The organism is Sphingomonas larreae (genome assembly GCF_051400595.1).
Lineage (GTDB): Bacteria > Pseudomonadota > Alphaproteobacteria > Sphingomonadales > Sphingomonadaceae > Sphingomonas.
Genome location: NZ_JBLFFI010000001.1, coordinates 239,823 through 251,201, shown reverse-complemented (window position 1 = coordinate 251,201; position 11,379 = coordinate 239,823). Strand labels below are relative to the sequence as shown.

Genomic DNA, 11,379 nt, shown 5'->3' with positions numbered 1-11,379 from the left:
GGTCGTCCATGCCTCGGCCACAAAAAGAAAGGGCATGTGGTCCCGGGATCGCACGGCCGGGTGCGGACAGGCGTGGGTGGCAGGAGGAGCGCGGATGCGCACCGATCTCCGCCTGGTGAGAGCCGGACTTCAGTTGAAGGTCGTCGAGGCGCCCCCGCCGGCTTTCTCCACGCTGCCCCGGCTTTCGCCGGGGCAGCGGCAAGGGGCGGGTGCTGTCACATCCGAAAAGACACGCTTCCCACGAAGGTGCGGCCGTTCTTGTAGAAGGCCGAGGGCCGGTTGCGCGTGTTGCTATACTGGAGATAGGTCTCGTCCAGTAGGTTCTGCGCGTTGAAGGTCAGCGTGACGTTCTTGTTGAGGTTGATCGAGGCCGAGGCGTCGAGCTGGCTGTACGGCGCCACCTTCTCGGGCGAGCCGAGGCGACCGATCGTCCGGAAATAGTCGGTCCGGTAGTTGTAGCTCACCCGCGCCTGGAACGGTCCGCTTTCGAAATAGGGGATGACGTTGACGGTATGCTTTGACAGGTAAGGCAGGTCGAACGTCGCATTGACGCCGGGAACCGGATCGGTGCTGCTATCCTGGTAGGAGTAATTGGCCTGGATGCCAAACCCACCCCAGATCTCGGCCTGTCCGTTGACCAGCACGCCATTCACCTTCGCACTGCCGGCATTGACCGGGCGCTGGACGGTGTAGGTGTTGATCACGCGGCCCGCGAGCGCGTTGTAGAAGGACTGGTTCTGCTCGCGGACGTACAGGATATAGTTGGAGATGTCGCGACGGTACAGCTCAAGCGAGAGCAGGGCGCCGGGTGCGGGATAATATTCCGCGGTGATCTCGTAGTTGGTCGCCTGATACGGTTTGAGCGTCGGATTGCCGCCGCCTGCATCGAACGTGACGTCGTTCTGCGACGTGGTCGCTGCCAAGTCCTGGTATCGCGGACGCGAGATCACGCGCCCCGCCGCGCCGCGCAGGATCAGCTGCGGCGTGACTTCCCAGGCGATGTTCACATTGGGGAGGAACTTCAGGTAATCGGTCGAGGTGCTGGTCGGCAAGGGCTTCACCGGGGCGGTGCTGTTCGGATCGGTCACCAGCGTCAGCGCGTAACGCGAGATCGTCTTGGTATAGACCATGCGGCCGCCGATGTTGCCGCGCACCGGGCCCTGATCGAAGTTGAGCTGGATGTAGCTCGCCGCATTGCGCTCCGTCACGCTCGTCGAGGCGCCGACTTTCTCCACCATTGGCGAGTTGATCGCATTGGCGAGGATGTCGATCACCGCTTGCTCTGACAGGTTGAGGAAGCGGGTGGCGTTGCCGTTGCCGCCGGTGCCGTCGAAGATGCCATCCGGAGTCACGCCCGTGCCGACGCCAAGCTCCGAGCCGAGACGCGACTGCTGCAGGTAGGTGTTGATCCCGCGTGCGTCGATGCGGTTGACGTGATCGGTCACGCGCGCGCCGAGCAGCACCTCCTTGAAGACGCCACCCAGCGGGATGGTCGCGTCGAAGCCGCCGTAGATGTCGCGGTCGTTGGTGACGCTATAGTCCAGCCCGCCGATCTGCGCCGCCACCAGTTGCTGGCCGTTGACGGTGACCGGATTGCCCTCGATGAAGGCGTTGTTGTTGTTCGGATTGCTGAAATAGGCCGCCGGGTTGGTAATATCCTGGGTGAAGTTGACGGTCGCCGAGTTGGGCGTGAAGGAATAGCTGAACGGCGACTTGGTCTGGACGTTGAACAGATATTCGGGGTTGCGCCCGCCAGTCGCCTTGCTCCAGCCGCCCGCGAACGACACCTTCGCGCCGTCATCGCCCTCCCAGTCAGCGTAGAAGTTGAGGTTATCGGTCTTCAGCTTGGTCTTGCGCACCAGCGTATCGATCTGCGCGCTCTGACTGGTGGCGCCGGCGAAGGTAGCGTCGGTCACGACGCCGTTCGCGATCGTCGCCGATTGCAGGACATCGCCGGTCCAGGCACCGGGGATGGTGTACATCGCCTGGCTGTAGTTGTTGTAATTGCCATCGATGTGCAGGCCGTTCAGCGTCAGCGTCAGTCTATCCGCGGGCCGGAACTGCACCGTTCCTGCGACGCTCGCACGTTCGCGCTGCTGCTGAAAATAGGCGTAGTTGATGCCAAACGGCGAGGCGGCCTTGTCAAGATCGGCCGCCGTGCCGCCGGTGATTACGGCGTTCGGATTCTTGAGCACGCGCTGCTTGGCGGCGTTGGTCGTCAGGAACGGGCTGCCGCTGCCGTCGGCATTGTCGTAGCCGAAGAACTCGACGCCTGAACGGACGAGGTTCTGCTTGTCATAGGTGGCGGCGATCAGGAAGCCGAAGGTTTCGGCATCGTTCTTCCAGCTGTACAGTCCCGAACCTCGGATGCTGCCCTTGTCGGCGCGATCGTTGTAGGTGTAGCCGCCCGACGCGAAGACGCTGTTCTTCTCCAGCTCGAGCGGGCGGCGCGTCCGCACGATCACGGTGCCGCCCAAACTGCCCTCTTCGATCCGCGCTTCGGGCGACTTGTATACCTCGAGCCGGTCGACCAGCTCGGGTGCGAGCAGCGAATAGTTGAAGGTGCGGCTGCTCGGGTCGTTGTCGTTGCCGCCCCAGTCGGCCGAGGCGAGCCCGTGACCGTCGAGCAACATGCGGTTGAGCGCCGGATCGGTGCCGAGGATCGCGACCTTCTCGCCCTCGCCGAAGCGACGATCAATCGACACGCCCGGGATGTGCGACAGCGATTCGGCGACGTTGCGGTCCGGGAACTTGCCGATGTCCTCGGCCGAGATTGCGTCCACCACCGCGTTTGCGCTGCGCTTCACCTCGATCGACTGGCGGAGGCTGCGCGCATATCCGGTAACGACCACGTCCTCGCCGGTCGCGTCACTCTGCGCGTCGACGGCGGGCGCTGCCTCGCTCGGCGCGGTGGAGGCGGGGGGTGTCTGCTGCGCGTGAGCGTTGCCGGCGAGGCCGGCGAGAGCGGTCGACACCAAGGCCAAATGCCGGAAACGCATGACGTTCTTCTCCCCTCTGCGGGCAGCGCGCCGGGGACGCTCGCCCGATGTGACACTTTGTTCAGCCCTGCGACCGCATCGACGGCATTGCCCGCTCCAGCGTGTCGAACCGGCTATAACCAAAGTATACCAAAAGAGCGACAAAGAATTTCACTTCGGTGACAATCGGGAGAACGCGGCCTAAGTTCTTTGATCCCAGGCACTTGGCTGAAGAAGGGCAGTGCGGCGGACGGCGAGGGCGGATTGTCGCGTCCCGATCCGGGCGAAAGGTGCGGAAGTGGTTCTATCGTGCGGACGGTGACGATTGTGACCGGAAGCCCGTTCCGTTACGCTGTTATGGTCCGGTGGGGAGAAGCCGGTAGGGGAGAAGGGCATGGGGTTCGCCGAAGAGATCGGGAAGTTCCGGCGGGGCAATGCGGCGCCTCTCTATCTTCAGTTGCAGCAGGTGATCCGCGACGGCATCGGCGGCGGCAAGTTGCAGCAGGGGGATGCCATCCCGGCCGAGCGCGATCTCGCGGTCGAATATGACGTGTCGCGCATCACGGTACGCAAGGCGATCGGCGGCCTGGTCGAGGAGGGATTGCTTACGCGGCGTCGCGGCGCCGGCACCTTCGTGGCGGGGCGCGTGGAGAAGAGCTTTTCCAAACTCTCCTCCTTCACCGAGGACATGGCGGCGCGCGGCAAGGTCGCGTCGAGCCAGTGGATCCTGCGGGCGGCAGGCACGGTCAGCCCGGAGGAATCGATGGCGCTCGGGCTCTCGCCCGGTGCCGCGGTGTACCGCTTCCACCGGCTGCGCAGCGCCGACAACGAGCCGATGGCGCTCGAATTGTCGACCATCGCCGGCTATTGCCTCCCGTCGGTCGAGGCGGTCGGGGACTCGCTCTACACCGCGCTCCAGGCCGCGGGCAGCCGGCCCGCGCGCGCGCTCCAGCGGCTCCGCGCCGTGCCGTTCGGCGGCGAGCATGCGCGCATGCTGGGGGTGGAATCGGGGCACGCCGGACTGCTGATCGAACGCCGCGGCTTCCTGCGCGACGGACGCGCCGCGGAGTTCACCCGGTCCTACTATCGCGGCGACGCCTATGACTTCGTGGCCGAGCTGTCGGACCTCTGATGCATCGTCGCGATCTGCTCCGTGGCACGGCCGCGCTCGCGGCGGTCGCGGGGGCGCCGCTTGCGGCTTTCCCCGCGGCCGGTCGCGCGGGCGGCGACGGCCTGCCGATGCCGGCGCCCACGGACATCCTGCCGCCGGCGACCTTCGTCGGCGATCCGACGCGGACGCGGCTGGAGCAGGGCTGGCTGTTTCACGAGGGCGACATCGTGTCGCCGGTGCTCGACACGCACAACGCGACCTATCTCAGCGTCAAAGCGGGCAACGCCCAGGGCGCTGCGGCGATCGACTACGACGATTCCGATTGGCAGCGCGTCCGCGTGCCGCACGACTGGGCCGCGGCGCAGCCGTTCGTCGAGACCGCCAATGTCGCGCAGGGCTATCGGCCGCGCGGGATCGGTTGGTACCGACGCCACTTTGCGCTCGACGCGGCGGATCGCGGCAAGCGGCTCGAGCTCCACTTCGACGGGATCGCCACCAACGCCACCATCTGGGTGAACGGCAGCGTCGTCGCGCATCATTGGTCCGGCTATACCAGCGTCTACGTCGACCTGACGCCGTTTGCGCGCTTCGGCGACGAGCTCAACATCGTCGCGATCCGCGTCGACGCGAACGCGATGGAGGGTTGGTGGTACGAGGGTGCCGGCCTCTATCGTCACGCTTGGCTGGTGCGCCGACCGCCCGTGTCGATCGCGAGCGACGGCATCCACTGCGATCCGCGGCGCGGCGACGACGGCGCTTGGCATGTGCCAGTCGCGGTGACGCTGACCAGCGTGGCAGACGGAGATCGCGCGCTGAGTGTCGCGGCGCTGCTCCTTGATCCGAACGGACGCGAGGTGGCGCGCGCCGCGACGGAGGCGCATGTCACCGCGCTCGACGAGACGGAGGCGCGATTGACGCTCGCCCCCGCCACGCCGGCCTTGTGGTCGGTCGAGCGTCCGACGCTCTATACCGTCGTCGTGCGCATTTCGGACGAGGGGATCGCGGACGAGCGCCGCGTCCGCGTCGGCTTCCGCAGCGCGCGCTTCGACGCCGAACAGGGCTTTTTCCTCAACGACCGTCCCGTCAAGCTCAAGGGCGTGTGCCTCCACCAGGACCATGCGGGCGTCGGCGTCGCCATGCCCGATGCGCTGCACCGCTGGCGGCTCGAGCGGCTCAAGGCAATCGGCTGCAACGCGATCCGCTGCTCGCACAATGCGCCGGCGGCGGAGTTCCTCGATCTATGCGACGAGCTCGGCTTTGTGGTCATGGACGAGAACCGCCAGTTCAACCCGGCGCCCGACTATATGGCGCAGCTGCGCTGGCTGGTACGGCGTGACCGCAACCACCCGTCGGTGATCCTCTGGTCGGTGTTCAACGAGGAGCCAATGCAGGGCACGCCGGCCGGCGTCGAGATGGTGCGGCGGATGGCGCACGCGGTGCGCGCGCTCGACGACAGCCGTCCCGTCACCGCGGCGATGAACGGCGCCTTCTTCGAGCCGGCCAGCGTCTCCAGCGTGGTCGATGTCACCGGGTTCAATTACTATCAGGGCGATTACGACCGCTTCCACCGGCTGTTCCCGACGCGCGCGATGACCAGCTCGGAGGATACCAGCGCGTTCGAGACGCGAGGCGCCTTCGCCAGCGATCCGTCGCGCCACATCCTCTCCTCCTACGACGACGAGGCGGCGAGCTGGGGCGACACGCATCGCAAGACGTGGCGGGCGATCGCCGAGCGGCGCTTCGTGGCGGGCGGGTTCACCTGGACCGGCTTCGACTATCACGGCGAACCGACTCCCTATGCCTGGCCGACGGTCTCGAGCTTCTTCGGCATTATGGACCTCTGCGGCTTCCCCAAGACCGCTTATGACGTGCATCGCGCGCATTGGGTCGACGACGCTGCGGTGGTGGCGATCGCGCCGCATTGGACTTGGCCGGGACGCGAGGGGCAGGCGATCCGCGTGCTGGTGATGAGCAACGCGGAGGAGGTGACGCTGTCGCTCAACGGCCGCTCGCTCGGCACGCAGCGGGTCGACCGGATCATGGGCAATGAATGGCAGGTGCCTTACGCGCCCGGACGGCTGGAGGCCGTGGCGCGGCGCGCCGGCCGCACGGTCGCGCACGCGGCCCACGAGACCGCGGGCGCGCCGGTGGCGCTGCGGCTGACGCCGGCACGACGGACGATGCTCGGCGACGGCGAGGATGCGCAGCCGGTGACGGTGGACGCGATTGACGCGCGTGGGCGGCATGTTCCGATCGCCAACCTCCCGGTGACATTCGCGGTCCGGGGCGCCGAGATCATCGGTCTCGGCAATGGCGACCCCAACAGCCACGAGCCGGAGAAGGGCAATGCCCGTCGTCTGTTCAACGGGCTCGCGCAGGTGATCGTGCGCACGCTCGCGGGGGACGGGGCGGTGACGCTGACGGCAACGTCGCAGGGGCTGCGCGCAGCGAGGACGAGCGTGGCGCGACGTGGCATCACGCCGCCCGCGAACTGGCCCGAGCAGCGCCGCGCACAGCCGCTCGCCGAGTGGCGCCGCTCCCCCGCGCTGCGCGCGCGGCCGGCGGCCGATGCGGCGCCGCCCGACGGTGATAACAACAGCTGGGCGTTCGTCCGCGCCGGCGCGCTCGTCGGCGCGGAGGCTGGTGGCCGCTGGCGCGCGTGGCGCGCGGTGGTGCGGCCGTGGCGGCACGTCGGCGCCGAAGGCGGCGTGATCCGGTTCGACCGTGTGGTCGGTCGCGCCGAGCTGCGCGTCGACGGCCGCGCGATCGCCACCAAGCGCGACGCTGCCGCCGGTCCGATCGAGGCGCGCGTGCCCCCCGGGGCGGGAGAACGCATCGTGCTGTTACTGGTCGAGGGCGACGACACGCCCGCCGGGATCGCCGGCAAGGTGACCCTGGCGGCGGAGTAGGTCACGTGCCCTTACAGCGCGGTACCTCTGCCTTGCCTCTCCGTCAGCCTGAACTCGCTGCAAGGTGCACCGGGCCGTGCAGCCGCAGCGTGAGGCACCGGCGCTACGGTATATCCTGGAAGAAGGTCAGGATCACGGCCGCAGCGGGTAGAGGCCGCGGCGCCGCGACGGTCTCGCGCGCCTCTCGATCAGCCCAGCAAGGTTTCCGGCGCACGCGCCAACAGGTGGACCACGCCCGCGCCCGGCCGTGCTACCTGCCGCACGCCCGCCTCCCGCAGCCCCGCCTCATCGATCGCGCCGCCGCCCAGCTCGACGCGCACGCGCCCGGCATGGACGCTCGCGCCCCGCACGTTCGCCGCGCCACCCAGCGCCGCAACCAGCGCCGGCGCCAGCGTCACGGCCGCGTGCGGCACCGCGGCGTCTTTCGCCGTCACGACGACCGTGTCGCCGCCAGCCGCGAGCGCGTCGCGGATCTCGACTGCGACACTGTCCGCGATCGGTCCCAGCACTACCTGCAACGCGGTCGGTGAGGGGCGGATCACCCCGCGCGCGCCGAGCGCCTTGAGCGCCGCCTCGTCGACCGCTTCCTGGTCGCGCACCCCCAGCCGCAGCCGCGTCGTGCAGGCGCCGACGTTGGTGAGGTTCGCGCCGCCGCCCAGCGCGCGCGCAAAGGCGGCGCCGCGCTCGCCCGCCACGATCGGCGCGGCGGCCGTGACGGGAGCGTCGTCGCGGCCCGGCGTCTTGAGGTCGAGCTTGGCGATGAAGAAGCGGAACAGCCCGTAATAGAGCGCAAAATACACCGCGCCGACCGGCAGCAGCAGCAGCGGCCGAGTCGCTTTCGAGAAGTTCAGCACATAGTCGAGCAAGCCCGCGGAGAAGCCGAACCCAAGCTTCACCCCCAGCGCCGCCATCAATGCCATCGACAGCCCGGTCAGCACCGCGTGCACCGCGTAAAGCACGGGCGCGAGGAACATGAAGCTGAACTCGATCGGCTCGGTCACCCCGGTCAGCGCCGAGGTGAGCGCAAGGCTGAACAGCATGCCGCCGATCTCCTTGCGTCGTGTCGGCGGGGCGGCGTGGTACATCGCTAGGCATGCGGCGGGCAGGCCGAACATCATGATCGGGAAGAAGCCCGCCATGAACGCTCCCGCGCTCGGGTCGCCCGCGAAGAAGCGCCGCAGGTCGCCGTTGGCGCCGTGATAGTCGCCCATCACGAACCAGGCGATGTTGTTGATCAAATGGTGCAATCCGGTGACGAGCAGCAGCCGGTTGAGCAAGCCGAACAGGAACAGCCCGACGCTGCCCGCGCCGGTGATCGCGTAGCTCAGCTGGTCGATCCCGCTGCTGATCCCAGCGAAGCCGAGCCCCACCGCGACCGCGAGCAGCAGGCCGGCGACGCCGCTGACGATCGGCACGAACCGCCGCCCGCCGAAGAAGGCGAGATATTCGGGCAGCTTTACGGTCGAGAAGCGGTTGTAGAAGCCGCCTCCGACCAGCCCCGAGATGATCCCGATCGGCACGTCGAGACGGGCGATCGCCTTGGCCTTCCACGCCGCGACCGCGAGATCGACGCTCGCCCCGCTCAGTCCGGCGGTGACCTCGGGCGGCACGGTCAGCAGCACCTTGGACGCCTCGGTGGCGACGAGGAAGCACACCATGCCGGCGAGGCAGGCAGCACCGTTGCCGTCGCGCGCGAAGCCGGTGGACACGCCGATCGCGAACAGTAGGCCGAGATGATTAAAAATCGCGTCACCCGCCGCGCTGACGAAGGCGATGTTCAGCAGATCGGGCTGGCCGAGCCGCAACAGCAGGCCTGCAATGGGCAACACCGCGATCGGCAGCATCAGCGCGCGGCCGAGCGGCTGGAGCGTTCCCAGGATCGACTTCATCGAGCGAACTCCCGTGCGAGCTGGCGGACCTCGGCGGCGCCGGCGCAATCGAGCGCCGCGCGGGCATGATCGCGCGCGCGGATCATGTCGAGGTCGCGCACCAGCGCCTTGATGTCGGCGACCGCGGCCGGCGCGACCGACAATTCGGTGACGCCGAGCCCAATCAGGATCGGCACCGCAAGCGGGTCGGACGCGAGCCCGCCGCACACGCCGGTCCAGCGCGCGTGGCGCGCACCGCCGGTGACAGTCTGCTCGATCAGGCGCAGCACCGCGGGATGCAGCCCGTCGAGCGCGCCCGCCACCGCCGCGTTGCCGCGGTCCATCGCCAGCGCGTATTGGGTGAGGTCGTTGGTGCCGATCGACAGGAAGTCGGCCTCGCGCGCGAGCTGCGAAGCGGTGACCGCGGCGGCTGGAGTCTCGACCATGATGCCGAGCTCGACCCCGTCACCACCACCGACGCGATCGAGCGCGGCGCGCACCTGGCGCAGCTCGTCGAGCCCCACCACCATCGGTATCATGATGCGGCACTGGCCGGCGGGCCGGACCGCGAGGATCGCGCGCAGCTGGTCGTCGAGGATATCGGGGTGCGCCAGCCCGACGCGGATGCCGCGCAGGCCGAGCGCCGGATTCTCCTCCGGCCCGATCGGTAGATAGGGCGCGGGCTTGTCGCCGCCGACGTCGAGCAGTCGCACGATCACCGGCTTGCCCGCGAGCGCGTCGGCGACCGCCTGATAGGCCGCGGTCTGCTCGGCGACGTCGGGGGCGGTGGCGCGGTCGAGAAATAGCAATTCGGTGCGCAGTAGACCGCAGCCCTCGGCACCGTTGGCGGCGGCGACGCGCGCGTCCTCGGCCGAGCCGCAATTGGCGACCACCTCGATTCGCGTGCCATCCGCGGTGCGGCATTCCTCGGCGGCGCGCGCGTGCGCGGCGGCGCGGCGCTGGGCGACCACCGCGAGGCGCGCCTCCGCGTCAGCGACCAGCTCGGGCGACGGCGCGACGTGGAGCAGCCCCTCACTCGCGTCGAGCACGACCCGTGCCCCCTCGGCCAGGTCACGCGCTGGCGCACCGAGTGCCACCAGCGCGGGCAGGCCGCGCGAGGCGGCGAGGATCGCTACGTGCGAGGTCGGGCCACCGCGCTCGATTGCCAGCCCCGCGACGCGGTCCAGGTCGAGCGCCATCAGCTGCGACGGCAGCAGGTCGTCGGCGAGCAGGATCGCACCGTCGGGCAGCGTCGCCACCTCTTGCTCCACCCCCATCAGCCGCGCGATCAGCTGGCGCTCGAGGTCGCGCATGTCATCCGCGCGCTCGGCCAGCCGCGGGTCGCCGCCGGCGCGCAACGCCTCGGCCAGCGGACGCAGCGCATCGCGCCACGCCGTCGCGGCACTCGCGCCGCCCGCGATCGAGCGGTGGGCGGCGTCGATCAGCGCCGGGTCGGCGAGCATGTCGGCGTGCGCCTGGAAGATCGCGCGCGCCGCGCCGGTCGCACCCGCCGAGCGCGTGGCGAGGTCGCTGGCGAGCGCAGCGCGCGCGGACTCGAAACACGCCTCCTCGGCGGCGATGCCGGCGCCTGTGGCGGGGACGTCGAGGTCGCGCACCTGCCAGCGCACAATGGCGCCGATCGCTAAACCAGGGGAAGCGGTGACGCCAGCGATGGCGCCTGCCGGCACCGTGCGGGGCGTGACCGCGGCGTAAGCGGAGCGGTCAGCGGGTGCACCCTCGTCATGGTCGGTGGCGAGCAGTTCCGCCACGGCAGCGACCGCCTGCTCGGCGTCCGCACCGCGCGCCTCGATCGTCACTTCGTCCTGATGCGCGACGATCAGCGACAGCAACCCTACCGGACTGCGCGCGCTGGCACTGCGCTCGTTCTTGGTGATCGTCACGTCGGCGGCTAAGGTCTTGGCAGCGGCGGCGATCTTCGCCGCCGGACGCGCGTGAACGCCATGCGCGAGCGCTACCTTCAGGGTACGCGTCGCGACCGGCCCGTTGCTCGTCGTCTCGGCTGCCGCGGCCTCCCGCGCCACCAGCGTCAGCAGCGGCGCGCCTAATCCGATCGCGCCCGCTTCGGCGCGCCCGGCGATGGCGAACTGCTCACCGTTGGTGACGATCACTGGCGTGATCGCCGCCTGTGCCTCGCGCACGATCAGGTCGAGGTCGAAGCGGATCAGCGGCTGGCCGCGCGTCACCGTCGCCCCCGCCGCGACCAGCGGCTCGAAGCCGCGGCCGCCGAGCGCCACCGTGTCGATGCCGAGATGGATCAGCAGCTGCGCGCCCTCGGGCGTCTCCAGCGTGATCGCGTGGCTCGTCGGCTGCACCACCAGCACGCGCGCGTCGCACGGCGCCACCAACGTGTCGCCGGTCGGGTCGATCGCGATACCGTCACCCAGCATCCGCTCCGCAAAGACCGCGTCGACGACGTCGTCGAGCGGACTGGCCCATCCTTCCAACGGTGCGGTCAGCGAGATGGTGGCCATGGATGCTCCGGACGGCGAAGA

Annotated in this window: 5 protein-coding genes; 2 read left to right on the top strand and 3 right to left on the bottom strand. The window is 69.1% G+C overall.

The features are described 5' to 3' along the window. Positions 1 to 215 precede the first annotated feature (215 nt). Entirely contained in the window at positions 216 to 2,999 is a 2,784-nt protein-coding gene (locus tag ACMGDM_RS01120) for a TonB-dependent receptor (RefSeq protein WP_436802298.1), read from the bottom strand. Between the two features lie 373 nt (positions 3,000 to 3,372). On the opposite strand from ACMGDM_RS01120, the gene ACMGDM_RS01115 reads away from it, so the two are divergent. Beyond that, on the top strand, positions 3,373 to 4,110 hold the full coding sequence (locus tag ACMGDM_RS01115) for a GntR family transcriptional regulator (protein ID WP_436802297.1): 738 nt from the start codon (positions 3,373 to 3,375) through the stop codon (positions 4,108 to 4,110). Then, on the top strand, positions 4,110 to 6,998 hold the full coding sequence (gene galA, locus ACMGDM_RS01110) for a beta-galactosidase GalA (protein WP_436802296.1): 2,889 nt from the start codon (positions 4,110 to 4,112) through the stop codon (positions 6,996 to 6,998). Before ACMGDM_RS01115 ends, galA begins: the two co-directional genes overlap by 1 nt. Before the next feature lie 188 nt (positions 6,999 to 7,186). On the opposite strand, the gene nagE is transcribed toward galA, so the two are convergent. After that, entirely contained in the window at positions 7,187 to 8,887 is a 1,701-nt protein-coding gene (gene nagE, locus ACMGDM_RS01105) for an N-acetylglucosamine-specific PTS transporter subunit IIBC (protein WP_436802295.1), read from the bottom strand. Continuing rightward, complete coding sequence (gene ptsP, locus ACMGDM_RS01100) at positions 8,884 to 11,358, bottom strand: phosphoenolpyruvate--protein phosphotransferase (protein ID WP_436802294.1); 2,475 nt, start codon at positions 11,356 to 11,358, stop codon at positions 8,884 to 8,886. Before ptsP ends, nagE begins: the two co-directional genes overlap by 4 nt. Positions 11,359 to 11,379 lie beyond the last annotated feature (21 nt).

Bases quoted from the DNA above. Each gene is read 5' to 3' on its own strand.
- ACMGDM_RS01120 (WP_436802298.1), bottom strand. From the start codon at position 2,999: ATGCGTTTCCGGCATTTGGCCTTGGTGTCGACCGCTCTCGCCGGCCTC.
- ACMGDM_RS01115 (WP_436802297.1), top strand. From the start codon at position 3,373: ATGGGGTTCGCCGAAGAGATCGGGAAGTTCCGGCGGGGCAATGCGGCG.
- galA (WP_436802296.1), top strand. From the start codon at position 4,110: ATGCATCGTCGCGATCTGCTCCGTGGCACGGCCGCGCTCGCGGCGGTC.
- nagE (WP_436802295.1), bottom strand. From the start codon at position 8,887: ATGAAGTCGATCCTGGGAACGCTCCAGCCGCTCGGCCGCGCGCTGATG.
- ptsP (WP_436802294.1), bottom strand. From the start codon at position 11,358: ATGGCCACCATCTCGCTGACCGCACCGTTGGAAGGATGGGCCAGTCCG.